The 25,759-nt window shown below is 71.8% G+C and carries 23 protein-coding genes and 3 pseudogenes; 13 read left to right on the forward strand and 13 right to left on the reverse strand.

Annotation, left to right across the window (positions count from 1 at the left end):
- Positions 1 to 36: 36 nt before the first annotated feature.
- The 4 genes and pseudogenes from HUT10_RS01145 to HUT10_RS01160 form a co-directional block, all read right to left on the reverse strand.
- Complete coding sequence (locus HUT10_RS01145; protein WP_254896602.1) at positions 37 to 1,167, reverse strand: acyltransferase; 1,131 nt, start codon at positions 1,165 to 1,167, stop codon at positions 37 to 39.
- A 67-nt stretch (positions 1,168 to 1,234) separates the two neighbouring features.
- Positions 1,235 to 2,170: a ParA family protein gene (locus HUT10_RS01150; protein WP_176169472.1), complete on the reverse strand. Its 936-nt coding sequence runs from the start codon at positions 2,168 to 2,170 to the stop codon at positions 1,235 to 1,237.
- Between the two features lie 64 nt (positions 2,171 to 2,234).
- Positions 2,235 to 3,025 (reverse strand): annotated as a pseudogene (locus HUT10_RS01155) (thioesterase family protein).
- On the reverse strand, positions 3,025 to 3,927 hold the full coding sequence (locus HUT10_RS01160; protein WP_176169473.1) for a RecB family exonuclease: 903 nt from the start codon (positions 3,925 to 3,927) through the stop codon (positions 3,025 to 3,027). Before HUT10_RS01160 ends, HUT10_RS01155 begins: the two are co-directional and overlap by 1 nt.
- A 464-nt stretch (positions 3,928 to 4,391) precedes the next feature.
- Here HUT10_RS01160 and HUT10_RS01165 point away from each other — a divergent pair, with 464 nt between their 5' ends.
- Positions 4,392 to 5,543, forward strand: coding sequence for a site-2 protease family protein (locus tag HUT10_RS01165; RefSeq protein WP_176169474.1), 1,152 nt, complete (start codon positions 4,392 to 4,394; stop codon positions 5,541 to 5,543).
- Between the two features lie 62 nt (positions 5,544 to 5,605).
- A complete protein-coding gene (locus HUT10_RS01170) occupies positions 5,606 to 6,436 on the forward strand; it encodes a tRNA (adenine-N1)-methyltransferase (protein WP_176169475.1) in 831 nt (276 codons plus the stop codon).
- A 45-nt stretch (positions 6,437 to 6,481) separates the two neighbouring features.
- On the opposite strand, the gene HUT10_RS01175 is transcribed toward HUT10_RS01170, so the two are convergent.
- Complete coding sequence (locus tag HUT10_RS01175; RefSeq protein ID WP_176169476.1) at positions 6,482 to 6,934, reverse strand: hypothetical protein; 453 nt, start codon at positions 6,932 to 6,934, stop codon at positions 6,482 to 6,484.
- 13 nt (positions 6,935 to 6,947) lie between these two features.
- Positions 6,948 to 7,858: pseudogene (locus tag HUT10_RS51730) on the reverse strand (hypothetical protein).
- A gap of 369 nt (positions 7,859 to 8,227) precedes the next feature.
- On the opposite strand from HUT10_RS51730, the gene arc reads away from it, so the two are divergent.
- Positions 8,228 to 10,030, forward strand: coding sequence for a proteasome ATPase (arc, locus tag HUT10_RS01185; RefSeq protein ID WP_176169477.1), 1,803 nt, complete (start codon positions 8,228 to 8,230; stop codon positions 10,028 to 10,030).
- 51 nt (positions 10,031 to 10,081) lie between these two features.
- On the opposite strand, the gene HUT10_RS01190 is transcribed toward arc, so the two are convergent.
- Complete coding sequence (locus HUT10_RS01190) at positions 10,082 to 11,008, reverse strand: DMT family transporter (protein WP_176169478.1); 927 nt, start codon at positions 11,006 to 11,008, stop codon at positions 10,082 to 10,084.
- 76 nt (positions 11,009 to 11,084) lie between these two features.
- Between HUT10_RS01190 and HUT10_RS01195 the strand changes: the two genes are divergently transcribed.
- Positions 11,085 to 11,909 carry a DUF3626 domain-containing protein gene (locus HUT10_RS01195; protein WP_176169479.1) on the forward strand — a complete coding sequence of 275 codons (825 nt, stop codon included), beginning with the start codon at positions 11,085 to 11,087 and terminating at the stop codon, positions 11,907 to 11,909.
- On the opposite strand, the gene HUT10_RS01200 is transcribed toward HUT10_RS01195, so the two are convergent.
- On the reverse strand, positions 11,898 to 12,773 hold the full coding sequence (locus HUT10_RS01200) for a TIGR03620 family F420-dependent LLM class oxidoreductase (protein ID WP_176169480.1): 876 nt from the start codon (positions 12,771 to 12,773) through the stop codon (positions 11,898 to 11,900). The two genes, HUT10_RS01195 and HUT10_RS01200, sit on opposite strands and share 12 nt — an antisense overlap.
- Positions 12,774 to 12,841: 68 nt before the next feature.
- Positions 12,842 to 13,180, reverse strand: a complete 339-nt coding sequence (locus tag HUT10_RS01205; RefSeq protein ID WP_176169481.1) for a helix-turn-helix transcriptional regulator — start codon at positions 13,178 to 13,180, stop codon at positions 12,842 to 12,844.
- Between the two features lie 76 nt (positions 13,181 to 13,256).
- Between HUT10_RS01205 and HUT10_RS01210 the strand changes: the two genes are divergently transcribed.
- Genes HUT10_RS01210 through HUT10_RS01220 form a run of 3 tightly spaced genes read left to right on the forward strand, consistent with a single transcriptional unit; the run spans position 13,257 to position 15,195 of the window.
- Positions 13,257 to 13,592: a hypothetical protein gene (locus tag HUT10_RS01210; protein WP_176169482.1), complete on the forward strand. Its 336-nt coding sequence runs from the start codon at positions 13,257 to 13,259 to the stop codon at positions 13,590 to 13,592.
- Positions 13,589 to 14,530 carry an aldo/keto reductase gene (locus HUT10_RS01215; RefSeq protein WP_176169483.1) on the forward strand — a complete coding sequence of 314 codons (942 nt, stop codon included), beginning with the start codon at positions 13,589 to 13,591 and terminating at the stop codon, positions 14,528 to 14,530. The genes HUT10_RS01210 and HUT10_RS01215 overlap by 4 nt, the downstream gene beginning before the upstream one ends.
- A gap of 50 nt (positions 14,531 to 14,580) precedes the next feature.
- Positions 14,581 to 15,195 (forward strand): hypothetical protein, encoded by a 615-nt coding sequence (locus tag HUT10_RS01220; RefSeq protein WP_254896605.1) that lies wholly within the window; start codon positions 14,581 to 14,583, stop codon positions 15,193 to 15,195.
- Here the strand turns inward: HUT10_RS01220 and HUT10_RS01225 are convergent.
- The gene (locus HUT10_RS01225; RefSeq protein WP_176169485.1) at positions 15,186 to 15,704 is read right to left on the reverse strand and encodes an NUDIX domain-containing protein; all 519 of its coding nucleotides are present in this window, start codon (positions 15,702 to 15,704) and stop codon (positions 15,186 to 15,188) included. The two genes, HUT10_RS01220 and HUT10_RS01225, sit on opposite strands and share 10 nt — an antisense overlap.
- Positions 15,705 to 15,745: 41 nt before the next feature.
- Between HUT10_RS01225 and dop the strand changes: the two genes are divergently transcribed.
- The 4 genes from dop to prcA all read left to right on the forward strand — a co-directional run bounded on the left by dop (position 15,746) and on the right by prcA (position 19,346).
- Positions 15,746 to 17,248 (forward strand): depupylase/deamidase Dop, encoded by a 1,503-nt coding sequence (gene dop, locus HUT10_RS01230; RefSeq protein ID WP_176169486.1) that lies wholly within the window; start codon positions 15,746 to 15,748, stop codon positions 17,246 to 17,248.
- An 85-nt stretch (positions 17,249 to 17,333) separates the two neighbouring features.
- Complete coding sequence (locus HUT10_RS01235) at positions 17,334 to 17,528, forward strand: ubiquitin-like protein Pup (protein ID WP_013226725.1); 195 nt, start codon at positions 17,334 to 17,336, stop codon at positions 17,526 to 17,528.
- Between the two features lie 113 nt (positions 17,529 to 17,641).
- Complete coding sequence (gene prcB, locus HUT10_RS01240; RefSeq protein WP_176169487.1) at positions 17,642 to 18,496, forward strand: proteasome subunit beta; 855 nt, start codon at positions 17,642 to 17,644, stop codon at positions 18,494 to 18,496.
- Positions 18,497 to 18,548: 52 nt separating this feature from the next.
- Positions 18,549 to 19,346 carry a proteasome subunit alpha gene (gene prcA, locus HUT10_RS01245; RefSeq protein ID WP_176169488.1) on the forward strand — a complete coding sequence of 266 codons (798 nt, stop codon included), beginning with the start codon at positions 18,549 to 18,551 and terminating at the stop codon, positions 19,344 to 19,346.
- Between the two features lie 306 nt (positions 19,347 to 19,652).
- Here the strand turns inward: prcA and HUT10_RS01250 are convergent, their stop codons facing one another.
- Both HUT10_RS01250 and HUT10_RS01255 read right to left on the reverse strand, forming a co-directional pair.
- Positions 19,653 to 20,885: an esterase family protein gene (locus HUT10_RS01250; RefSeq protein WP_176169489.1), complete on the reverse strand. Its 1,233-nt coding sequence runs from the start codon at positions 20,883 to 20,885 to the stop codon at positions 19,653 to 19,655.
- A gap of 104 nt (positions 20,886 to 20,989) precedes the next feature.
- Positions 20,990 to 22,470, reverse strand: a pseudogene (locus HUT10_RS01255) (bifunctional phosphatase PAP2/diacylglycerol kinase family protein).
- 143 nt (positions 22,471 to 22,613) lie between these two features.
- Here HUT10_RS01255 and pafA point away from each other — a divergent pair.
- Entirely contained in the window at positions 22,614 to 23,972 is a 1,359-nt protein-coding gene (pafA, locus tag HUT10_RS01260) for a Pup--protein ligase (RefSeq protein WP_013226720.1), read from the forward strand.
- Between the two features lie 63 nt (positions 23,973 to 24,035).
- Positions 24,036 to 25,058 (forward strand): oxidoreductase, encoded by a 1,023-nt coding sequence (locus HUT10_RS01265; protein ID WP_176169490.1) that lies wholly within the window; start codon positions 24,036 to 24,038, stop codon positions 25,056 to 25,058.
- Here the strand turns inward: HUT10_RS01265 and HUT10_RS01270 are convergent.
- Complete coding sequence (locus tag HUT10_RS01270; RefSeq protein WP_176169491.1) at positions 25,055 to 25,753, reverse strand: SDR family oxidoreductase; 699 nt, start codon at positions 25,751 to 25,753, stop codon at positions 25,055 to 25,057. The genes HUT10_RS01265 and HUT10_RS01270 overlap by 4 nt on opposite strands.
- Positions 25,754 to 25,759: the final 6 nt, after the last annotated feature.

A 25,759-nucleotide genomic window follows, 5' to 3' on the forward strand; every position in this document is an offset into this window, starting at 1 on the left:
AGCCGGAACTGCCTTGAACACCCATGACGGGGCTCGCTAGCCGGGTGGTGAACCCGCCGGGACCGGCTGCGCGCGCGGCGCCGCCGCGGGGGCGGCTGCGCGCACCGGGGTGGCCAGGTACCGGCGGAGCCGCTGTGTGGGCAGTTCGACGAGGTGCCAGGACAGCAGGCCCACCAGGTACGCCGCCGGGACGGCGAGCAGGATCAGCAGCCACACCTGCCGCACTCCGGCCAGGATGATCAGCTGCTGGACCGGGAAGCCCCAGATGTAGGTGCCGTAGCTGCCGTAGACGTGCGGGCCGAACCGCTCCAGGCGCTTCGGCCAGTGCGTGGCGAGGGTGAGGGCCCCGTAAGCGGCGCTGATCGCGAGGGCGTACCGGCTCGCCGGGGTCTGGCTGAGCGCGAGATAGGCCAGGAACAACGGGATCGCGTACCTCGGCCGGAACGGGATGCGGTCGCGGTGGGTGTGCAGCACCATCCCGATCGCGAACGGCACCAGGAACGACACCGTCGAGCCGAGCGGGATGTAGACCAGCGACCCGCCGCCGCCGTGGTACTCGAACGTCGCCCGGAACACGCTGTCGGCGCCGACCAGGCCGGCGAGCGCGACGACCTGGATCAGCTTCGGCAGGCCGAGGAGCACCAGCACGCCCAGAACCAGGACCACGCCGTAACCGAGCAGTTCCATCGGCAGCGTCCAGATGGCGCCGTTGACCGAGAAGGGGTAGGGGTTGTGGCTGAAGACGCCGGGCAGCTGGTGCTGCATGAAGAACAGCACGATGGTGCCGACCAGGTACCGCCAGGTCTGGACGTGCGTCCAGTAGTCGTGCGCGGGCCACGTCGTGACGAGCGGCCCGATGACGAACACCGTGATCGCGACGACGACCACGAGGGGCGGCATGATCCGCAGCAGCCGCCGCGCGCCGAACCGCCACCACGACGGGTCGCGCGCCCAGCTGTCCTGGATCTGGTACCCGCTCATCGCGAAGAAGCCCATCAGCGCCAGGTAACCCGGCGACATGTGCCACGAAGCCGGGAAGACGGTGAGCCGGTGCGGATCGAGCAGCGGCGCGCTGTGGTCGACGAGTACCAGCACCGCGCCGATCATGCGCAGCCAGGCGAACCCGACGGTGGGATGGGCATGGAGTTTGGCAGGGACCCCCGACATGCGAGCGACGCTAACCCATTCGGATCACCGCCACCCGCCGAACGGGTCAGAAATCGGGGGAAATTTTCTACCGGGGCCGGTTGGGTTTCTTCGGCAGCAGGTCGTAGAGGCCCTTGCGGGCGCCGTTGTCGTTGACGTTGCGGGCCACCGCCACCTCGGAGATGAAGTCCTCGAAGACGAACTCCTCGTCGGCCGGGACCACCGCCGGGGCCGCGTTCTGCGCCAGGTGGCTGTCGAGCGTTTCGGCGATCTCGCGGAAGGACAGCGCTTGCAACGTCTCCGGTGCGTACGTCGTCACCGGGACGCCGTGGGCCGCCGCCTCGTTCATCACCACGCCCAGCGGCAGGTGCGACAGCATCGGGATGCCGAAGTCGTACATCTCCTGCAGCGCCGCGGCCGCGTAGTGCGAGATCGGGCGCCGGTAGAGGCTCGGCACCAGTCCGAACCAGGACAGCGGCTGCCGCCCTACGGTCTGCTCGACGTACCGGACCTGATCGGCCAGCAGCCGCAGCGCGCGGATGCTCGTCTTGTCCGGCTGGACCGGCACCAGGATGCCGTGCGAGGCCGCCAGCGCGTTGTTCGTCAGCACGTCCAGCGCGGGCGGGCAGTCGATGACGCAGTGGTCGTAGTTGGCGAACTGGATGACCCGCGCGAGCTGCCAGCCGGGGACGCGGAACGAGTCGAGCCGCCGGATCAGGTCGAACATCCCCGGTGACGTCGGCACCACGTCGAGCGCGCCGCCCTTGCCGAGGTTGCTGCGCGGGTGCGGCACGACGAGTTCCTCGATCGGGCCCTTCCACGTCTTGGCCAGCGCCTTCGCCAGGCTCGGCTGGTCCGCGGCCACCTCGGACAGCCCGAGCATCTCGGTCGTCGCGTGGCCCTGCGGGTCGAGGTCGACCAGGAGCACCCGGCGGCCCCGCTCGGCCAGTGCGGCCGCGGTGCCGACGCTCAGCGAGGTCTTGCCGACCCCGCCTTTCTGGTTGACCACCGAGGTGATCTGCATGCCGGAGCGCTCCTCAAGTCGGTCGTTCCGCGAAGGTTATTGGATGCGGGCCCGTTGTGGGTGGCTATCCGGCCCCGGCCTGTCGCGGCCGGACCATCAGCGCCTGCGCGCCGGTGGCCACCGGGCCGCCCGCGTCGTGCAGGATGCTCGTCGCGGTGCCGATGCCGTGCTTGCCGACCAGCGTGACCGCGTCGAGGCCGATCCACTCGCCCTCCGGCACCCGGCGCAGGTGAACGGTGAGCTCGGAGTTGATGAACCACCACTTCCGCGGGTCGAGGTAGTTCGACACGCCGTTGCCGGAGTCGGCGACGGCGAACAGCCGCTGCAGGCCGCTCGGCTCCTCGCCGTCGACCAGCGGGACCCGCTGGCGGGCCCACACGGCCGCCGGCCCGGCACGTCCATGCCGCCGCGCACGGCCCGCCACTCCATCGCGTCGAGGTAGCCGGCCTGCCAGCCCTCCGGCCACGGCGACTCGCCGACGCTGTCCGGGCCCGGCAGCAGGGGACCGGCGTCGGTGCCCGCCTCCGCGGTGTCCGACGTCGCGATCCGCCACGCCGACGCCCGCGCCACGACCCGATCGGCGCTCGCGAGCTCCGCCTGCAGCAGCTCGACCGACCGCCCGGGGCGCTCGACCCGGGCCCGGACGGTGAGCTCGGCGACCGGCGCCGGGCCGAGGATTTCCACGGTCACCCGCGCGAGCTCGGCCGGGTGGGCGGTTTCGACGGTTTCGAGGGCCCGGACGAGCAACGCCGACGGCGGGCCGAAGTGCTGGGCGTCCGGGCTCCACGGGCCGGCGGTGTGCCGGGTCGCGGAGAACCGGTCTCCGCCGAGCGGGACGTAGAAGGCGTCGGCCATCAGTCGGCCCGGTCCAGGGGTGTCTCCTCGCCCGCGCCGGGCTCCGGCCAGCCGGGGTAGTCGGGTGGGGTGCCGCCGTACTCGGGGCAGTGCGCCTGGTGGTCGCACCAGTTGCACAGCTTGCTCTTGTTCGCCCGGAAGTCGCCGGTCTTGCCCGCCTTGAGGATGGCCTGCCAGATGGCTTCCAGGGTGCGTTCGAAGCGCAGCAGCTCGGCTTCGTCGGGCGTGTAGGCCAGCGACTGGCCGTCGGTCAGGTACATGAGTTTGAGCTGGCGGGGCACGATCCCGCGCAGCCGCCACAGGACCACGGCGTAGAACTTCATCTGGAACATCGCCTTGGCCTCGCCGATTTCGCGCGGCGCGGCACCGGTCTTGTAGTCGACGACCCGGATCTCGCCGGTCGGGGCGACGTCGAGCCGGTCGATGTAGCCGCGCAGCAGGACGCCGGAGCCGAGCTCGATCTCGACGTGCAGCTCGCACGCCTCCGGCTCGAGGCGGCGCGGGTCTTCGAGTTCGAAGTAGGCGTCGAGGAGCTTTTCGGCCGAGCGGAGCCATTCGGCGTGTTCGTCGGGCTTCTCGCCGTCGAACAGCTCGGTCCACTCCGGACGGTCCGCGGACAGGTCCGTCCAGGCCGGGCCGAGCAGCTCGCGGGCCTGCGCGGGGACGCGCTCGGCGGCGGGGAGGGCGAAGAGCCGCTCGAGGACGGAGTGGACGAGCGTGCCGCGCAGCTGGGCCTTGGTCGGGACCTCGGGCAGCCGGTCGACCGCGCGGAAGCGGTAGAGCAGCGGGCACTGCTTGAAGTCGCTGGCCCTCGACGGCGACAACGCGGGCCGCCGCCGCACCTCGGTGGCGACGGCGGACGCGGCGGGTGGTTCGGTGGTGACGGTGTCGGCGTCGGGCATGGGCAGAGCGTAACGCCGGGGTACGACAGTTCCGGCGACCGCAACGCCCGCCACCCCTCCGACACACGGACGACACACGGACGCAAAGGGACGACACGGCCACGGCCGCCGTGTCGTCCGCCCAGGTACGCGAGTCGTCCCGCCGGGTACGCGTGTCGTCCTCCCGCGTACGCAACCCGACCGTCCAGGGACGCAAGCCGACTCTCCGGGTACGCGAACCGACCGTCCGGGTACGCGGGCCGACTCTCCGGGTGCGCGGGCCGACTCTCCAGGTACGTGAGCCGACCCTCCAGAGACGCACCCCGACTCCCTGGGTACGTGAGCCGACCCTCCAGGTACGCAGGTCGACCGTTCGGGTGCGCGGGGCGGCTGGGCGGGTGCGCCGGGTCGGCCCTTCGGGTACGGGACGACATCGGACGGGGCGGATCACTTGCTCCCCACACCCGGGGCTCTAGGCTCTCCGCATGGCCGCGACCAGTGAACAGGGCACCGGGGGCGCCCGGCAGGCCGTCCGCCCGGACGGCGGCCTCGTGCTGTTCCGGGTCGCCGGGGTGCCGGTGCTGCTCGCGCCCTCGTGGTGGGTCGGGTCGCTGATCGTCGTCGTGCTGTACGCGCCGCTGGTCGGGCGGCTGCTCCCGGATGCCTCCGCCACCACGTCGTGGCTGCTGGCCGGGGCGTTCGCGCTGCTGCTGGGCCTGTCCGTGCTCGCCCACGAACTCGGGCACTGCCTGGTCGCGCTGCGGCTGGGGATCCCGGTGCGGCGGCTGCGGCTGTTCCTCCTCGGCGGTCTGTCCGAAGTGGCCCGCACGCCCAAGCGTCCCGGTGACGAAGGCATGGTCGCCGCCGCCGGGCCCGCGGTGTCGTTGCTGCTCGGGGGTTTCTGCGGGCTGCTGATGTTCGCCGTGCCGCCGGACGGCGCGGTCTGGCTCCTGGTCGCCGAATGCGCGGTGGCGAACCTCGCCGTCGGCGTGTTCAACCTGCTGCCCGGGCTGCCCCTGGACGGTGGGCGGCTGGTCCGCGCCGGCGTCTGGGCGGTCACCGGCATCCGCGCCAAGGGCACGCGCGCGGCCGTCGCCGGTGGTGCGGTCGTGGCCGCGGGGCTGCTGGTGTGGGCCCTGTGGGGCCTGGCGACGGCGAGCCCGGACCGCTGGCTGCGGCTGGGCGTCTGCGTGGTGACGGCGTGGTTCGTGGTCCTCGGCGCCCGGTCGGAGCTGGCCGCCGAAGCGCGCCGCACCTGGCCGGACGGCCTGGTCCTCGGCGAACTGGTCCGGCCGGTGCTGCAGCTGCCGGCGGAGAGCCCGGTGTCGGACGCGCTGGCCGCCTCGGCCGGCCGCGGGGTGGTCCTGGTCCGCGCGGACGGCGTGGCGGCCGGGCTGCTGGACGTGGGCGAGGCGGAACGGCTCGCGAGTTCGTCGCCGCACGCGCCGGCCGAGTTCGCGGCCGAGCCGATCCGGGCCGAGACCGTGCTGCTGGCTTCGGAACCGGGGGAGGACGTCGTCGAGCGGGTCCGCGAGACGGCGGCGTGGCAGTTCCTCGTGGTGGACGACGAGGGCCGCCCGGCGGGCGTGCTGCGCCGGGACGACCTGCGGGCCGCGCTGAACCGCCGTACCCGCTGAGCCCTCGCCCCGCGCGGCCTGCGAAGATCTGGCGTCGGCCAAACGGGTTACAGGAGGAAGTGTTGTCGGTCAGCGGACCGTTTAGCGCGGGTGATCGGGTGCAGTTGACCGACTCGAAGGGGCGGCACTACACCCTGACGCTGGCCGCCGGTGGTGAGTACCACACCCACCGCGGTGCCCTGGCCCACGACGACCTGATCGGCAGGCCCGAAGGCTCGGTGGTGACGTCCGCGGGCGGGTCGACCTACCTCGCGCTGCGCCCGCTGCTGCCGGACTACGTCCTGTCGATGCCCCGCGGCGCGCAGGTGATCTACCCGAAGGACGCCGCGCAGATCGTGATGTGGGGCGACATCTTCCCCGGCGCGCGCGTGCTCGAGGCGGGGGCCGGTTCCGGGGCGCTGACCTGCTCGCTGCTGCGCGCGGTCGGCCCGGCCGGGCACGTGCACTCCTACGAGATCCGCGACGACCACGCCGAGCACGCCGAGCGCAACGTGGTGAAGTTCTTCGGCGAGAAGCCGGCCAACTGGTCGCTCACCGTCGCCGACCTGGCCTCGCACGAGGGCGAGGTCGACCGCGTCGTGCTGGACATGCTGGCGCCGTGGGAGCAGCTGCCGAACGTGGCCGCCCACCTCGTCCCCGGTGGGGTGCTGACGGTCTACGTGGCCACCGTGACGCAGCTCTCGCGCGTCACGGAGTCGCTGCGCGAGCAGCAGTGCTGGACCGAGCCCGAGTCGTGGGAGACGCTGATGCGCCCGTGGCACGTGGTCGGCCTGGCGGTCCGCCCGGACCACCGGATGGTGGCGCACACGGCGTTCCTGCTGACCGCGCGCCGGCTGGCCGACGGGACGGTGTCCCCGCGCGTTTCGCGCCGGCCGAGCAAGGGCAAGGGCTGAGGCAGGGCCGGGACCGCGTCGGCCTGCGGGCGCGGACCCGACCGGCTAGCCCGGCACGCACCAGCGGCCGTTCTCCTTGTGCAGCGGGAACGGCGTGTCCTTCACCCCGCCCGCCGCTTCGACGTGCACCTTCGCCGTCGCGGACTCGCCGCGCAGGTCCGGGGGCTCCAGGAGCTTGACCGTCACCGGGCCGGCCGCGTCCCACATCCGCTGCAGGCGGGCGAGCGCGTCCGCGGTCTGGGGGCGGCAGGTGAGCTTGCCGAACGCGGCCGAGTCGTGGCGGGCGATCGCGTCGACGATCGCGCGGGCCAGTACCGCGACCGCCGCCGTGTCGGCTTCGTCGGGTGCGGAGGGGGTCGCCGGGCGGGACGGTGGTGGCGGCGTGGCCGACGGCTCCGGCTGGGAGCCGCCGCCGGGGGCGACCAGCAGCAGGCCGAGGACCACGCCCGCACCGGCCACACCGACCAGGACCAGCCCGCCGGCGAGCGCGCGGTTCACCGACGCCGGGTGCTCACGAGCCGTCCGCCTTGACGTTGGACAGGCACCAGAGCCCGGATTCCTTCTGCGCCGACATGGTGCCGACCTTGGTCTTGGTGCCGTCGGTGGCGGAGTAGCGGACGGTGGCCTTGTCGCCGGTCTCCTCCGGCGTGCCGGTCAGCTTCACCGTGACCTTCGGGATCGTGCCCGTGCTGCCCTCGTAGACGCTGCGGCAGATGGTGTCGCCCAGTGCTTCCTCGTCACGCGCGTTGTACGCGGCGACGGTCGCGTCGAACAGCTCCTGGGAGCCGGGCTTGCCGCCGGGGCCGGGCCGCTCGCGGGCTTGCTCTTCGACGTCGGGCTGCTCGGGGTGGTGCTCTTGGGCTTCGGGGTGGACGCCTTCGGGCCGTCGTCGGCGCCGCCGAGGTGCTCGCCGGCGGGGCGGCGGTCGGCTGGTCGTCGCCGCGGGTCGCGAGGACCACCGCGGTCACGCCACCGCCGACGACCACCACCGCGGCCACCGCCAGGCCGATGATCAGGCCGGTTTTCTTCTTCTTGGGCGGGGGCGCGTCCCCGAAGCCACCGCCGTACTGGTCGTAGCCGCCGAAGCCCTGCTGCTGGGGCTGGCCCCACTGGTCCTGCGGCCCGTACTGCGGGTACCCCTGCTGGGGCTGAGGGCCCGTCTGCGGCTGGTAACCGCCCTGGCCGTACTGGTCGTACCCGCCGGGCTGGCCGTACTGCTGGGTGCTGTCGTACCCGCCGGGCTGGCCGTACTGCTGCGTGCCGTCGTACGGGCCGGGCTGCCCGAACTGCTGGGTCCCGCCGTAACCGGGCTGGGGCTGCTGGCCGCTCTGGGGTATCCGCCCTGCTGGGGCTGGCCGTACGGGCCCGGTTGCTGCCCGTAGCCCCCGGCTGGCCGCCTGGCTGCTGCGGCGGGTAGGTCATGACTGGTGCCCCCTAGCGTTGCTCCGTGACCACGCCCGGCCCGTGGGGGCCGGTACGGCGTTGCCCGATGCTAGCCACCGGGCCGCCGCGCCGCGCGGTTAGGGCGGAACTGGCCGGAATTGCCCGGATCCCGGGCGGGGGTTGGCCGTCTCACGGGCGGGTACTCCCGACGTGCTGGCTTCATCCCGGCACTCGCGAACCCGCGACACACCGGCGCCACGGCACCGAAATGGCCGCTTGCGCTGCGGGAATGTCCGTGCTGGGAGCGGCAGGCAAACCGCGACGCGCCGATCTTGTGATCCGGAAAGGCCTTTTCTTGTCGGTGATCGCCGGTACCGTGGAATGAAAAGCACTCCGAGGAGGTGCCCGATGCATCATGACCTTCCCGGAGGTCGGCGCGAGGAGGCCGACCCTTCAGCAACATCCGGAGCTGGGACGACGGCGGACGAGCAGGCTCGGCAGATCCGTTTTCTCGAGGAAGAAGTGGCGCTGCTGCGCCGCAAACTGACGGACTCGCCACGGCAGAACCGCGTTCTCGAACAGCGGCTCGCCGAGGCCTCGGAAAGGGTGAGCCAGCTCACCGAACGCAACACCAAACTGGTCGAAACCCTGCGCGAAGCGCGAGGACAGCTCCTCGCTCTCCGCGAGGAGGTCGACCGGCTGGCCCAGCCACCGTCCGGGTACGGCGTCTTCGTCGAGGCGTACGAGGACAACACGGTGGACGTCTTCACGGCCGGCCGGAAGATGCGGGTGTCGGTTTCGCCCGCGGTCGAGATCTCGTCGCTGCGCCGCGGCCAGGCGCTGCGGCTCAACGAGGCGCTGACCGTGGTCGAAGGCGGCGGTTTCGAACGCACCGGTGAGGTGTGCGCGCTGCGTGAGGTGCTCGCACCGGACGTCGAGGGCGGCAGCCCCCGCGCGCTGGTGGTCGGGCACGCGGACGAAGAGCGGGTGGTCCTGCTCTCCGACCTGCTGGCCGAGCAGCCGCTCAAGCCGGGCGACTCGCTGCTGGTCGACTCCAAGGCCGGCTACGCGTACGAGCGCGTGCCGAAGGCGGAGGTCGAGGACCTGGTGCTGGAGGAGGTGCCCGACGTCCGCTACGAGGACATCGGTGGCCTCACCCGGCAGATCGAGCAGATCAGGGACGCGGTCGAGCTGCCGTTCCTGCACGCCGACCTGTACCAGGAGTACCAGCTGCGGCCGCCCAAGGGCGTCCTGCTCTACGGCCCGCCGGGCTGCGGCAAGACGCTCATCGCCAAGGCGGTGGCGAACTCGCTGGCCAAGAAGGTGGCCGAGGCCCGCGGCGACGCGGCGGACGGGAAGTCCTACTTCCTGAACATCAAGGGCCCCGAGCTGCTCAACAAGTTCGTCGGGGAGACCGAGCGGCACATCCGCCTGATCTTCCAGCGGGCGCGGGAGAAGGCCTCCGAAGGCACCCCGGTGATCGTGTTCTTCGACGAGATGGACTCGATCTTCCGGACCCGTGGCTCGGGCGTGTCGTCCGACGTGGAGACGACGATCGTGCCCCAGCTGCTGTCGGAGATCGACGGTGTCGAAGGCCTGGAGAACGTCATCGTCATCGGCGCCTCCAACCGCGAGGACATGATCGACCCGGCGATCCTGCGGCCGGGCCGGCTCGACGTCAAGATCAAGATCGAGCGTCCGGACGCCGAAGGCGCGAAGGACATCTTCTCCAAGTACCTGGCCGAAGGCCTGCCGATCCACGCGGACGACCTCGCCGAGTTCGGCGGCGACGCCAAGGCGACGTTCGACGCGATGATCCAGCACACGGTCGAGCGGATGTACGAGGAGAGCGACGAGAACCGGTTCCTCGAGGTGACCTACGCCAACGGGGACAAGGAAGTCCTGTACTTCCGCGACTTCAACTCGGGTGCGATGATCCAGAACATCGTGGACCGGGCGAAGAAGTCGGCGATCAAGTCGGTGCTGGAGACCAAGCAGCCCGGTCTGCGCGTCCAGCACCTGCTCGACGCGATCGTCGACGAGTTCGCGGAGAACGAGGACCTCCCGAACACCACCAACCCGGACGACTGGGCCCGGATCTCCGGCAAGAAGGGTGAGCGGATCGTCTACATCCGCACGCTCGTCACCGGCAAGAACCAGGACTCGGGGCGGGCGATCGACACCGCCACGAACACCGGTCAGTACCTGTAGGTTCGAACGCACGGTGGGGCGGTCGCTTCGGCGGCCGCCCCACCGGCGTGTCTAGCGGCGGACGAGCTCGGCTTCGGCGGAAGTTGAGCGGCGCAGGCGCAACCTGCCGTGCGCGGCCAGGATCCCCAGCACCACCAGCAGCGCCCCGGCCGGCTGGTTCCAGCTCACCGGCTCGCCCAGCACGAGCACGCCGAGCAGCACGCCGACCACCGGCGTCAGGTACGTCACCGCCGAGGCGTTGGCCGCGCCCCAGGCCGCGATGATCCGCGTGTTCCAGGCGTACGCGATCCCGGTGCCGAAGACCCCGAGCGCGAGCATGCTCGCCACCACCGGCAAGCTCAGGTGCACCGGCGTCGCCGCGACGAACGGGCTGAGCAGGCCCAGGATCACCGTCGCCGACGCCGTCTGGCCGAACGCGACGACCACCGGATCCGTCCCACGGGGTGAGACGAACCGGCGCAGGTAGACGAAACACGCGCCGTAGCACGTCGTCGCGCCGAGGCAGGCCAGCTGGGCGGTCAGTTGATGGGACACGTCGATGCCGTGCCACACCCCGACGATCGTGAGCACCCCGAGGAACCCGAGCAGCAAGCCGAGCACCCGCGGCGGCGTGAACCGCTCCTCCGGCAGCGCCGCGGCCGCCAGCAGCATCGTGATCAGCGGTGTCGTCGCGTTGAAGATGCTGGCCAGCCCGGACGGAATGTACTGCTCCGCCCACGAGAACAACAGGAACGGCACCACGCACAGCAACACCGACACGGCCGCGAGGTGTGCCCACAGGATGAGATCGCGGGGGAGCCGCCGCCGGCGCACCAGCAGGATCCCGGCCAGCGCCAGCGCGCCGAGCGCCACCCTGGCGAGCGCGACCTGGCCGGGGGAGAGCCCGTCGAGACCGACCTTGATGAACAGGAAACTCGCACCCCACACCACGGCCAGCAGCGCGAACCGCACCGTGACCCCGAACTCCGACAGTCGCATGGCCGCAGTCAAACCGGGCCACCGTCCGCGAAGCCAGTGGTTTTCCGACGCCGCGTTGTGTATAACGGCCTATACCATGGGGCAAGAATGGCGAGCGGCGGTCGCGTACGTCGAGGCACGCGCGGACGGGCCGCCACTGCCGCATGGCCTCGACGTCACGATCCACTTCCACCCGGACCGGCTGGTGGGGGAGGTGCCGCTGCTGCGCCACTGGCTGACCGACGGTGTCTACCGGTCGCAGTTCGAGACGGGCACGGGCAACGGCGGCCTGACCGCCCACCCCGGAGGCGACCGGTGGCGCTGGGAGCACCGGATGTTCGGCGGCGTCTACGACGCGCTGCCGCCGTCGGCCCGGCCGAAGTACGGCTCGCTCGACCACCGCCGCCGCCCGGCCGGTGGCTCGGTCCGGTTCGGGTCGGCGCACTTCCGGCTCCGGCGGGAAGTGCTGGCGCGCACGACGTTCTGCTACCCGGACAGCTTCCGCGAGCCGGCGCACTTCGGCACGCGCAGGCACTTCCCGCTGCTCCCGCTCGTCGAAGCCGACACCCCCGACGAACTCGACGACTACATCGAGGCCCACGTCCACGGCCCGCTCCGGCTGCCGGACGACGTCGCGGCCCTGGTGCTGGACCCGGCTTTCCGCGGCACCGACGTCGAAGCCGCGGCCGCGGAGTTCCCGTTCCCGGTCCGCTGGCACCACGGGTTCCGGCTGCCGGTCGCGGACCTCGCCGCGCACGCGGGCTACCGCGGTGCGGACGCCGTGCGGGCCGGGGAAGACATCGCCGAGGACGGGTGGCTGGACGCCCGTGTCATCGGCGACGCCGTCCGGGCCGGCCGGCACGACCCCCAGGTGCTCAAGCGGGTCTGGCACTGCACCGCGCGGTTCGGCCTACGCGGGTAGCAGCGCCTCGGTCAGCCGGCGCCAGTGCGGCATGGCCGAGGTGCCCGGCTCGACGCCGATGACCTGGACACCGACGTGGTCGGCCCCGGCGTCGAGGTGGGCGCGCAGCTTCGCGGTGATCGTCTCGAGGTCGCCCCAGAACACGAGGTCGTCGACGAGCCGGTCGCTGCCGCCGTCGATGTCCTCATCGGTGTAGCCGAGCCGGCGGAACTTCGCGATGTTGTACGGCGTGGTGAGGTACGGGTGCAGGTGCTTGCGGGCGATCTCGCGCGCCTTGGTCGCGTCCGTCTCGAACAGCACGGCGTGCTCGACACCGAGGAAGGGTTCCGCGCCGAGGATCGCCCGCGCCTGGGCGGTGTGCTCCGGGGTCACGTGGTAGGTGTGGGCGCCCGCCGAGCGGTCGCGGGCCAGTTCCAGCATCTTCGGGCCGTACGCGGCGAGCAGCCGCCGCACCGGCGAGCGCGGAGCGGGGTTGACCTTTGTGTCGGTGTCCAGGGCGTCGAGGTACTCGTTCATCGCCCGGAGCGGCTTCGCGCCGGGCTTCCCGGCGCCGAAGCCGAGCCCCAGCAGGTGGCGGTCGGGGTAGGCGTCGGCCAGCAGCAGGGCGCCGCCGCGGGTCCACTGCGCCTCGCGGGACCAGATCTGCGCGATGCCGTTCACGACGGTGATGCGTCGGGTGGCCGCCAGCAGGAACCCGGCGTGCGTGAGGGCTTCGCGCCCTTCGCTCTCCGGGATCCAGATCGCCGGCCAGCCGAGTTCTTCCAGTTCCTGCACGGAGTCCCGGATCAGCGCGGCCGGCTGGTCCTCGAAGTCGAACGTCCAGATGCCGTAGCGGCCGAGCCGCATGTTCTCGATCGTACCCATAAATCGAAGTATCGCAGATTTTCGATATGACGCAACGCACGGGGGCGCCGGACCGGGGGAGGGACAGGTCAGAGGGTGCGGCCGAGGGTGGAGACGAGCTCGGCGATCCGGGCCTCGTCCCGCTTGTAGTGCGTCCACTTCCCGACGCGCGTCGCCCGGACCAGTCCGGCGCGCTGCAGTTCGGCCATGTACGCCGAGACGGTCGACTGCGCCAGCCCCGTCTTCTCCTGGATGTGCGTCACGCACACGCCGACCTCGACCGGATCGGCGATGGCCCTCTCGACGGGGAAGTGCCGCACCGGCTCCCGCAGCCACCGCAGCACCTGCAACCGCACCGGGTTCGCGAGCGCCTTGAAGACGTCGAGCAGCGGCTCGACGTCGGCTTCGGGTTCGATGTGTGTGCTCATGGGCCTCGAGATCAGCATAGCCGCACCCGGCGTGTACTCCCGGATCCAACGCGTATAACGGCCTATACTCACCGGCGTGACCGAAAAATCCCGGCCCCGCGCACCCATCACCGAAGCCGGCGTCCTGGCCTGGCTGGAGACGACGGCCGCCGCCGTCGAAGCGGGGGAGGTGAGTGCCCAGGAGCTCATCGACCTGCTCGGCGAGCTGCGCCGGGCGTCCGCGGCCTGCGCCGACGCCTCGGACTGGCTGCTGCTCGCGGCCCGCGAGGGCGGCGCCAGCCTGCGGCAGATCGCCCCCGTCTTCGGCAAGGGCTACGTCCGGGCCCCGGCCGCCCGCCTGGAGAAGCTGCACCGCCAGGCGCAGACCGCGGGGCAGTGGCTGGCCATCCTGCGGCACAAGCAGACGGCATGAGCGGGTCCGCGGACCGGATCGCCCTCGGCCTCGCGGCGCTGGGCCGTCCCGCCTACATCAACCTCGGCCGGGACGGCGCGCTGCCGCCGGTGCGGGACGTCGCTTCGATGCGCGCGGCGACGTTCGCGGTGCTCGACGACGCGTACGCCGCGGGCGTCCGGCACGTCGACGTCGCGCGGTCCTACGGGCGCTCCGAGGAGTTCCTGGCCGGCTGGCTCGCCGAGCGCGGGCACACCGGGGTCGAGGTCTCGAGCAAGTGGGGCTACGCCTACGTGGGGGAGTGGCGGCTCGACGCCGACGTGCACGAGGTGAAGGAGCACTCGGCGGCGAGGTTCGCCGCGCAGTGGGCGGAAACCCTGGCGCTGCTGGGGGATCGGGTCGGGCTCTACCAGGTGCATTCGCTCACTGTGGACAGTCCGCTGTTCACCGACGAGCCGTTGCTCGAGGCGCTGGCGGAGCTGGCCGCGAACGGGGTCGCGGTCGGGTTTTCGACGTCCGGGCCCGCCCAGGCGGCCGCGATCGAGCGGGCGTTCGCGCTGGAAGTGGCCGGGCGGGCGGTGTTCTCGGCGGTGCAGTCGACGTGGAACGTCCTGGAGCCGTCCGCGGGGACGGCGCTGGCCGCGGCGCACGCGGCCGGGAAGCGCGTGCTGGTCAAGGAAACCGTGGCCAACGGCAGGCTCGTGGTCGAAGCACCGGCCGTGGTGCGCGGGATCGCGGCCGCGCACGGGACCGGGCCGGACGCGGTCGCGGTGGCCGCGGTGCTGGCCAACGACTGGGTGGACCGGGCGGTCATCGGCCCGGCGAGCCCGGCCCAGCTGGCGGCGAACCTGCGGGCCACGGCACTCGAGCTGACCGCGGCCGAACGGGCTGCGCTGCAGGGGATCGCCGAGGAACCCGAGGCCTACTGGCGACACCGGTCCTCCTTGGCGTGGGACTGACGGGCTGCACTACCCTGCCCAAGCACGAATCCCGGATGACAGGAGTCGACGTGCGTCATCGGCAGGCGATCGCGTTGGCCGCGGTCGCGTTGGTCGGCCTCACGGGCTGTGAAGGCCCCGACCCGGACAACCTCGAGACGTACTACGACGATCCGGTACCCACCACGTCGGCCGTGGCGGCGCCGCCGAAGGCGCCGGAAGCCCCGGTGAGCCCGGTGCCGGTGACGCCGGCGGCGTTCGATCCCGGCAAGCTCGCGGGGGAGGCGCTGCTGACCGACGCCGACGTCGCCGGCGAAGGCGTGCAGCCGGGCACACTCGAGGCTTCGGGGTGCCTGGCCGACGGGCCCTCGGCGGCCAGCCGGACCGCGACCTGGCGCTACCCCGGCGGGTCGGTGCTGAGCCACCGCGTCTTCACGTTCCCGGACCGGTCGGCGGTCCAGGCCGTCCGGGAAACCGAGTGCTCGGGCAAGGTGGTGAGCGTTCCCCGCCAGTCCGGGGTCGAGCTGCAGCGCGCCTGGTGCGACGGTGCCACCTGCACGGTGTTGCTGGCCAAGGAAAGGCTCGTGTCGGAGCTGGCGGTCTCGGCGAGCACGGAGGCGCGCGCGGTGGACGCGGCGAAGCGCCTGCTGCCCGTGATGACCGCGAAGCTGCTCGCTCAGCCGTAGCGGCGGAACCACTCCTGGACGCCTTCGCGGCCGTCGGGGATGAAGGGCAGCTCCGGGGCGGGGTCGTCGACCCACGCGCGCAGCTCGCCGAGGGGGATCCAGCGGCCCTCGACGATCTCTTCGGGCTGGTGGCGGATCGGGCCGTCCCAGCGGACCTCGAAGGCGAAGTTGTGGCAGCGGTTGCGGCCGTCGTCGTAGACCTTGGTGAACAGGGGCACCGGTTCCACCCCGTGGACGCCGAGTTCTTCGGCGAGTTCGCGGCGGGCGCACTCGGCCGGGGTCTCGCCCGCGGCCACCACCCCACCGGCCCAGCAGTCCCAGGTGGCGGGGAAGACGTCCTTACCGGGTGTGCGCAGGTGAACGTAAACCGCGCTGCCGTCACCCGAACGGACCAGGACGACGCCGGCGGCGTGCCACAGGGCGTCGGCGCGGACCCGGGCGCGGGTGGTGCTGCCCACCACGGCCCCGGCCTGGTCATAGAGGGCAACGAGTTCGTCACTGCCTGGCATGGGTGCATCGTTCCACTAGGACGACCCCGTAGGGTGGGGACATGCGGCGGATCATGGGAACCGAAGTCGAGTACGGCATCTCCGTGCCGGGCGACGCGACGGCGAACCCGGTACTCACCTCCACCCAGGTCGTGCTGGCCTACGCGGCGGCGGCCGACATCCCGCGCGCCCGCCGGGCGCGGTGGGACTACGAGGTGGAGAGCCCGCTGCGGGACGCGCGCGGGTTCGACCTGACCGGCCCGGGCGGACCGGGGCACGACCCGGACGTCGAGGACCTGGGGGCGGCGAACGTCATCCTCACCAACGGGGCGCGGCTGTACGTCGACCACGCGCACCCGGAGTACTCGGCGCCCGAGGTGACGAACGCGCGGGACGCGGTCATCTGGGACAAGGCGGGGGAGCGGGTGATGGAGGAGGCGGCGCTGAAGGCCGCGTCCGTGCCCGGCCAGCCCCAGCTGCAGCTCTACAAGAACAACGTCGACGGCAAGGGTGCCAGCTACGGCACGCACGAGAACTACCTGATGGCGCGCTCGACGCCGTTCACCGCGGTGATCGCCGGGCTGACGCCGTTCTTCGTCTCGCGGCAGGTGGTGACCGGCTCGGGCCGGGTCGGGATCGGCCAGCAGAGTGAAGAGGCCGGCTTCCAGCTCTCCCAGCGTTCGGACTACATCGAGGTCGAGGTCGGCCTGGAGACCACCCTCAAGCGCGGGATCATCAACACCCGCGACGAGCCGCACGCGGACGCAGACAAGTACCGGCGGCTGCACGTCATCATCGGTGACGCGAACATGTCGGAGTACTCGACGTACCTGAAGGTCGGGACGACGGCGCTGGTGCTGGACCTGATCGAGTCGGGCATCCGGTTCGACGACCTGAAGCTCGACGAGCCGGTCAAGGCGGTGCACCAGATCAGCCACGACCCGACGCTGAAGGTGCAGGTCGCGCTGGCCAACGGCAAGAAGTACACCGGGCTCGACCTGCAGTTCGCCTACCACGAGATCGCCTCGCAGAACCTCGAGCGCACGGGCGCCGACGAGGCGTCGAAGGAGGTCCTGCGGGTCTGGGGCGAGGTGCTGGACGCGCTGGCGCGCGACCCGCAGGAGTGCGCGGACCGGCTGGACTGGCCGGCCAAGCTCCGGCTGCTGGAGGGCTACCGGCAGCGTGACCAGCTGGCCTGGGGCGCGCCCCGGCTGCGGCTGGTGGACCTGCAGTATTCGGACGTGCGGCTGGCGAAGGGCCTGTACAACCGGCTGGTCACGCGCGGGTCGATGAAGCGGCTGGTCACCGAGGAGGAGGTGCTGGCCGCGGTGACGACGCCCCCGTCGGACACCCGGGCCTACTTCCGGGGCCGGGCGCTGGAGAAGTACGCGACGTCGATCGCGGCGGCCTCGTGGGATTCGGTCATCTTCGACGTGGGCAAGGAGTCGCTGGTGCGGATCCCGACGCTGGAGCCGCTGCGGGGGACGAAGGCGCACGTCGGCAAGTTGCTGGACAACGCGGCGACGGCGGAGGAGCTGGTGGAGGCGCTCACCGGTTCGGACTAGGCGATCGGCACACCGATCGCGGCGTTCCCCCGAATGTCGGGGCCGCTGGGTAGGCTAGGAAACATCAGCCAGACCGGGAGGCGAGATGGCCCAGGAAAAGATCGAAAAGCACGGCGGTGGTGACTCCGACGAGGAGTTCGACGACACCGGCGCGGCGGGTCAGGAGCGGCGCGAGAAGCTCGGCGAGGACGTCGACACGATCCTCGACGAGATCGACGACGTGCTCGAGGAGAACGCCGAGGACTTCGTCCGGGCCTATGTGCAGAAGGGCGGCGAGTAGCCGCTCGGAGGGGCACTGCGCCCTTGCCGACCGTTCAGCCGGCGGCCGGGGTTCCGCGCCGCGTCCTGCGCGCGCGGGGCTCCGGCCCGCACAGATGGGATTTTTGAGCACGTATGGACAACACCAGGGGCATCTCGGGTCCCGCGCTGCCTGCGGCGTACTTTTCCTCGGCGACGTCGTCGTTTTCGGACTTCCTCCGCGTGCAGGCGCCGGAGCTGCTGCCGGAGCGGCGCGTGGCGCCGGGCGTGGCTGAGCTGGGCATCCCGCACGGCACGACGATCGTGGCGTGCACGTACGCCGGCGGCGTCCTGATCGCCGGTGACCGGCGGGCGACGTCGGGCAACCTGATCGCGAGCCGCGACATCGAGAAGGTGCACGTCACCGACGAGTATTCGGCGGTCGGCATCGCGGGCACGGCGGGGCTGGCCGTGGAGATGGTGCGGCTGTACGCGGTGGAGCTGGCGCACTACGAGAAGATCGAGGGCGTTTCGCTGTCGCTGGACGGCAAGACGAACAAGCTGGCCGGGATGGTCAAGGCGAACCTCGAGATGGCGATGGCCGGGCTGGCGGCGATCCCGTTGTTCGTGGGCTACGACCTGGAGGCCGAGGACGCCAAGCACGCGGGCCGGATCGTCTCGTACGACGCCGCGGGCGGCCGTTACGAGGAGAACGGCGGCTACGCGAGCATCGGCTCGGGTTCGCTGTTCGCGAAGTCGGCGCTGAAGAAGCTGCACGACCCGGACGCGGACGTCGAAGGAGCGGTCCGCGTGGCGGTGGAGGCCCTGTACGACGCGGCGGACGACGACACGGCATCGGGCGGCCCGGACCTGGTCCGGCGCATCTTCCCGAGCGTCGTGACGATCAACGCGGAGCACGGCGCGGTCCAGCTGTCGGAGTCGGAGACGGCGGCGGTGGCCGAGGCCGTGGTGGCCGGGCGGATCGAGCGCCAGCAGCGCCGGCTGTCCTGACCCCGGGGCCTGAAGTGAACGTTGGAACACCGGAAGACCTGGAGCGCACACCGTGACGATGCCGTTGTATGCCTCTCCCGAGCAGCTGATGCGGGAGCGTTCCGAGCTGGCGCGCAAGGGCATCGCGCGCGGCCGGAGCGTGGTGGTGCTGAAGTACGCGGGCGGCGTGCTGTTCGTGGCGGAGAACCCGTCGGCCACGCTGCACAAGGTGTCCGAGATCTACGACCGGATCGGTTTCGCGGCGGTCGGGCGCTACAGCGAGTTCGAGAACCTCCGCGTCGCGGGCATCCGCCACGCGGACCTGAAGGGCTACCAGTACGACCGCCGTGACGTGAGCGCCCGGGCGCTGGCCAACGCGTACGCGGCCACCCTGGGCAGCATCTTCACGGAGCAGCTGAAGCCGTTCGAGGTGGAGGTCTGCGTCGCGGAGGTCGGAAGCACCTCGGCGGAGGACCAGCTGTACCGCTTGACGTACGACGGTTCGATCTTCGACGAGCCCCAGTACATCGTGATGGGCGGCCAGACGGACAAGATCGCGGCCAAGCTGAAGGAGACGTTCGAGGACGGCTTGGACCTGCAGGCGGCACTGGGTGTGGCGGTGGCGGCGCTGAGGTCCCTCAGCCAGCCGACCCCGCCGGCATCAGGGTCGGGCTCGTCGGCCTCGTCCTCGGCGGCGGGTGCGTCGAACGGAAACGGCGAAGCGGACCCGATCAAGCTGGAGGTGGCGGTCCTGGACCGTGACCGCCCCCGCCGCGCGTTCCGCAGGCTGACGGGAGCAGCACTGGACACGCTCCTCCCGGTCCCGGACCCCCAGGGCGAGGAGCCGGAGAGCAAGCCCGAAGGCGAGTAGAAGAGCAGAGAACAAGCAGGCAACCAAAGCGGGGCGCGGCCAACAGGCCCCGCCCCGCCCCCGCTTTTCGTCCAGCGGCCCCCAACCGGCCACACCCCCCTGCCGACCCGATACGCAGCCGCATCAGCGGTCGTCAGGCTGTGTCAAGGCACGCTTTCCCGCCTTGACACAGCCTGACGACCGTTGAACAATCCGGCGTTCGGGCCGGCGGGGGAAGCCACGGAAGACCTGAACCGGGCAGCCAAACCCCCGGCAGCCAAAACCCCGGCAGACTCAAATCCGGCAGCCGAACCCCGGCACAAGCGATCAAGAAGCCGCAGGAGAAGTCCGAAAAGTCTGATCGGCAAAGGCCAGCAGATAGGGCAAGGTGGCCCGAGCGGTATGCCAGGTGTGGTTGAACCCCCGCTCGGCGTGGACAACAGCATCCTGCCCCCGAGCGTGCAGAGCATCGGCAATCCGCCGAGCGGTCGCAACATCGGTGGGCGCCCCAGTCCCGACCGCAAGCATCACCGAGATCGGAGCCGGGAACTTCATGGTCGGCAAGTACCGCCGAGGGGTGTTGGCCGCGATGGCAGCCCGGTTCCCGTCGAGAATCCCCACCGAGTCGTTGAGATCGTCGTAGGGCAGAGCGATCACGAGGGTGCCGAACTCGTCGACGTGGTGAAGCCCGATGTTGAGCGCCCCGAACCCACCCCCGGACATCCCACCCAGAGCCCGATGGGTCCGATCGGCCAACGTCCGGTACCGCTGGTCCACCGCCGGCACCACACTCCCCGCCAGGTAGTTCTCCAGCTGCGGACCCCCAGGCACGTTCAGGCACTCCCAGTCAGTACTGGGATTACCGGCAGTCATGTCCACACTGACCACGATCATCGGCGCGATGACGTTCGCCTGCTGCAGCGCCTGAAGCGTCCCGGGAGCATCCCCGGAGGTGAGCCAGTCCCGAGGCCCGCCGAAGGGATAGCCGTGGATGAGGTAGACGACCGGGTAGCGACGATGAGGATCGCTGTCGTAGCCAGGCGGAAGGATGACGTAGTTGCTCGCCGTCGGGATCCCGTTCGCCGGATCGGCGAGGCTGAGCACGTCGATCCGCTGCCCACCGGCCGCGACACCCGCCCCGGGCCGCGGACCGGCCGCAGGTGAGTCCGAAGACGACGAGCCGGAGGAAGAGGAGGGTTCCGGCGCTTCCTTGCCGTCGTCGAGCAGCCGCCCGGCGAAGTTGACGACACCGGGCCCGCGCTGCAGGAGCCGGGCCAGGTCGTCGGAGGTGCGGACGTAGCCGACGTAGCTGTTCAGCGCCGTGACGGCCGCCAGCAGCAGCAGAACGCCGAACGCGGTGAACCCCCACCGCCGGACCCGCCGCCGGTACCACAGGGCGACCACGACGGCGAGCACGGCGACGGCGGCCGAGGCGAAGCCGAGCCAGATGAGCGGCGACTCGAGCGGCCCCAGGTCACGGGCCCGAGCGGTGACGTCACCCGGCAGCACCGGGTCGCTCGCGGCCCGGTGGATGACGCTCGCCAGGCCGTGCCCGTCCATCGAATCCCCGCCCGTCCCCTGGTCGCGGGCAGGAGTGCCCGCAACTCGACCGCGAAGCTAGCGGGGGGTGCCTGTGGGTTCGTTGAGAGAAGGTAAAGCAACCTTCACAGTCGGTAGAGCGTCAGTGCGCGGGGCCGGGACCGGAAGCGGAACCGGTTGCCGAGCGGGCCGACCTCGCCGTCGGTGGCGACGCGGCGGTTGCCGTCGAGCAGTTCGACGTCCAGCTCCGGCAGGTCCAGCTCCTGGTAGACGTGGCTGGCGGCGAGGCTGCGGGTGATCATCGCCACCAGGAACCGGGCGCGGGAGTAGGGCAGGTCGGCGCGCAGGTAGCGGATGTCGAGCAGGCCGGTGTCGAGCGCCGGCCGTCGGCTCGGGGCGAACCCCTTGGGCGCGTACGTGCCGTTGCCGACGAACAGCAGCCAGACCTGCGTCTTCTTGCCGTTGAGCCGGACGGTCAGCGGCTTGGCGTTCCGCAGCGTCCTGGCCAGCGCGATCGCGGCGGAGGGCCACTTCGGGTGCTTCTCCTGCAGCTTCTCGCGCAGCCGGACCATCTCCGGGTAGCCGCCGAGGCTGGCGGTGTTGACGAACCAGCGGTGGTCCGGGTCGCCGGCCCCCTCGATCTCGACTTCGCCCAGGTCGACGCGGACGGCGTTGCCGACCTCGGTGGCCGCGTCGGCGTCGGGCATCGAGCTGACGCCGACGTCGCGGGCGAAGTGGTTGAGCGTCCCGGCCGGGACCAGGGCGAGCGGCAGGTCGCGTTCGGCGGCGACGGAGGCCACCGCGGCGACGGTGCCGTCCCCGCCCGCGACGGCCAGCGCGCGGACCGTGCCGCGGGCGTCGATCTCGGCTTCGAGCTGGGCGCGCAGGCCCCGGTCGGGGTCCGGGTAGAGCAGGGTGGCCTTCGGCCAGGCGTACTTGACGTCGTCGGTCGGGTCCTGGCCTGCCACGCCGGAGTTCGGGTTGACGACCGCGAGCATGTCCTCGCCGTCGACCATCTCGGGGCGTCCGCGTCGTGGGCCGTGCGGCCGGGGATGTCGTCGTGCAGCGGCCACCAGTGCCGGGTGGCCAGGCCGACGCCGACCCCGATGCCCAGGCCGACGCCGACGTCGGAGGGCCAGTGCACGCCGGTGTGGACCCGCGAGTAGGCCACGGCCAGCGCGAGCGGGGCCACCGCCAGCCCGGCCCGGGGCGACTCCATCGCCACCGCGGTGGCGAAGGCCGCCGCGGACGCGGAGTGCCCGGAGGGGAACGACGACGACGTGGGGCGCTTCCGCAGGCGCCGGCGCACCGGCGTTTCCTCTTCGGCCGGCCGTCGGCGGGGGAACAGGGGCTTCCCGATGAGGTTGGCCGCGGCGCTGGCCCCGGCGATCGCGACCACTCCGCGCAACGCGGCCCGGCGCGTTTCGCCAGGCCGGGCGGCCAGCAGCGCCGCGACGCCCCACCACAGGCGGGACTTGTTCGCCGATCTGGACAGCGTCATCAGCGCGTCGTCGACCCGGGAGGCAGGCAGGGCCGCACTGCGGCGCATCAGCGCGCGATCGGTCCGGCCGACCTGCCGGAAGGCTCGGATGAGCTGGTGTGACAAGGAGTCCGCCTTCCGCGTGACGTCAAGAGCCGTGCTCCAATCGTGCCTGATTCGGGGAGATTTCACCGTCTGTGGCATACCGGGGGCGTGTCGACGCCCGAACGGCGCACCGTCGAAGGGGGTGCAGCGCCTACTCTGGTGGGATGCAGCGGCGGATCTTTGGCATCGAGACCGAGTTCGGGGTCACGTGCACCTTCCACGGACAGCGCAGGCTCTCGCCCGACGAGGTGGCGCGCTACCTGTTCCGGCGGGTCGTGTCGTGGGGACGCTCCTCCAACGTGTTCCTGTCGAACGGCTCCCGGCTCTACCTCGACGTCGGCTCGCACCCCGAGTACGCGACGGCCGAGTGCGACGACCTGGTCCAGCTGGTCACGCACGACAAGGCCGGGGAGCGCATCCTCGAGGACCTGCTGGTCGACGCCGAACGGCGGCTCGCCGACGAGGGCATCGGCGGCGACATCTTCCTGTTCAAGAACAACACCGACTCGGCGGGCAACTCCTACGGGTGTCACGAGAACTACCTGGTGACCCGCGCGGGTGAGTTCTCCCGGATCGCGGACGTGCTCCTGCCGTTCCTGGTGACCCGGCAGCTCATCTGCGGTGCCGGCAAGGTCCTGCAGACCCCGCGCGGGGCGGTGTACTGCCTCTCCCAGCGTGCGGAGCACATCTGGGAGGGCGTCTCCAGCGCCACCACCCGCTCGAGGCCGATCATCAACACCCGCGACGAGCCGCACGCCGACGCCGAGCGCTACCGGCGCCTGCACGTCATCGTGGGCGACTCGAACATGGCCGAGCCGACGACCATGCTCAAGGTCGGCTCGGCGAACCTGGTGCTCGAGATGATCGAGGCCGGCGTCCAGTTCCGCGACTTCACCCTGGACAACCCGATCCGGGCGATCCGCGAGATCAGCCACGACCTCACCGGCCGCCGCCAGGTGCGCCTGGCCGGCGGGCGGGAGGCCTCGGCGCTGGACATCCAGCGGGAGTACCACGCCCGCGCGGTCCAGCACATCAAGGACAACGGCACGACGGCGGCGAACGAGCGGGTCGTGGAGCTGTGGGGCCGGGCCCTCGAGGCGGTCGAGCAGCAGGACTTCGGCAAGATCGACACCGAGATCGACTGGGCGATCAAGCACCGGCTGGTCGAGCGCTACCGGCACAAGCACGACCTGGACCTGTCCAGCCCGCGCATCGCCCAGCTCGACCTGGCCTACCACGACATCCGGCGCGGCCGGGGCATCTTCGACCTGCTCCAGCGCAAGGGCCTGGTCCGCCGGGTCACCGACGACGGCGAGATCGAGGCGGCCAAGGACACCCCGCCCCAGACGACCCGGGCCAAGCTGCGCGGCGACTTCATCGCCGCCGCCCAGGCCGCGGGCCGCGACTTCACCGTCGACTGGGTGCACCTGAAGCTGAACGACCAGGCCCAGCGCACGGTCCTGTGCAAGGACCCGTTCCGCTCGGTCGACGAGCGGGTGGAACGCCTGATCAGCTCGCTCTAGTCCGGCGCGCGCCCGCCCGGTTCCCTACGAAAGTCGCCGGGCGGGTGCGGCAGGATCTGGCGCATGCGTGTCGTGCTGCTCGTGTGCGCCCTGCTCCTGTCCGTCGCGGCCCCGGCGTCGGCGGGGGAGCGCCTGCCGCGGTGGGAGCCGAAACCGACCGGCGTCACCGCCCAGTTCCGCGGCCTGTCCGCGGTCAGCGCCCGGGTGGCGTGGGTCAGCGGCACGCAGGGCACCGTCCTGCGCACCACGGACGGCGGGGCGACCTGGCGGTCCGTCGGGCCGCCCGGGACCGAGACGCTGCAGTTCCGGGACGTCGAGGCCTTCGACGCCGAGCACGCCGTGATCCTGTCGATCGGGCCCGGGACCGACTCCCGCGTCTACCGGACCGACGACGGCGGCGCGCACTGGCGCCAGACCTTCCAGAACACCGACGCGGCGGCCTTCTACGACTGTCTCGCCTTCTTCGACCCGTGGCGCGGCCTGGCCATGAGCGACCCGGTCGACGGCCGGTTCCGCGTGCAGGCCACCTTCGACGGCGGCCGCAGCTGGCGGCCGGTGCCCGACAGCGGCTTCCCGCCCGCACTGCCCGGCGAGGCCGGGTTCGCGGCCAGCGGCCAGTGCGTCACCACGGCCGGGCCGTTCGACGCCTGGCTGGCCACCGGCGGCGGCGCGACCGCCCGTGTCCTGCACTCCGGCGACGGCGGACGGCACTGGACGGCGTCGGACACGCCGCTGCCGAGCAGCCCGTCGGCGGGCGTGTTCGCGCTGGCTTTCCGCTCGCCGTCCCAAGGCGTGGCGATCGGCGGCGACTTCGCGAACCCGGCCGCGCCGGGCCCGGCCGTGGCGCTCACCCGGGACCGCGGCCGCACCTGGACCACCCCGGGTGAGTACCCGGCCGGCTACCGGTCGGGGCTGGCCTGGCGCGGCGGGACCGTGCTGGCGGTCGGGCCGGGCGGCAGCGATTACAGCCGCGACGGCGGACGGCACTGGACGTCGTTCGACACCGGCAGCTTCGACAGCGTGGACTGCGCCGGGCCCGCCTGCTGGGCCAGCGGCGCGGCGGGACGGGTCGCCCGGCTGGGTTAGAGCACCTGGCCGGTCGGGCGGACCATGATCTCGTTGACGTCCACCGACGGCGGCTGCTGGAGCGCGTAGAGCACCGCACGGGCGATGTCGTCGGCTTCCAGCTTCGGCTTCGTGCGCTGCTCGTCGTTGAGGATGTCGGTGTCGGTGATGCCCGGGTTGATCAGCGTGACCCGCACCCCGGTGCCGACGGCCTCCTCCCGGATCGCGCCGGCCAGGCCGGTCACGGCCCACTTCGTCGCCGAGTACAGGCTCGCGTTGCGGATGTAGCGGCCGGCCACCGAGCCGGTGATCAGCAGGTGGCCGGCGGTTTCCCGGAGCGCGGGCAGCACCGCGCGGGCGGTGTAGGCGGCCCCGAGGACGTTGGTGCGGACCATGGGCTCCCACGCGCGCGGATCGGGGTCGTCGTCGCCGAAGAACGAGGTCCCGACCCCGATCCCGGCGTTGGCGAAGGCGGCGTCGAGCCGCCCGAACTTTTCGACGGTTCCGGCAACGGCTCCGGAGATGCCGGGCCAGTCGCCGACATCGGCGCCGAGGGCGAGGGCCCGGTCCTCGCCGAGTTCGGCGGCCAGGGACGTGACGGATTCGGCCTTGCGGGCGACCAGGGCGACCTTGAAGCCGGACGCGGCGGCCAGGCGCGCGGTGGCGGCGCCGAGGCCGCGGGAGGCACCGGTGATGAGGAGAACGCGATCATCCATGCCCCC

This window comes from Amycolatopsis sp. Hca4 (assembly GCF_013364075.1).
Classification (GTDB): domain Bacteria; phylum Actinomycetota; class Actinomycetes; order Mycobacteriales; family Pseudonocardiaceae; genus Amycolatopsis.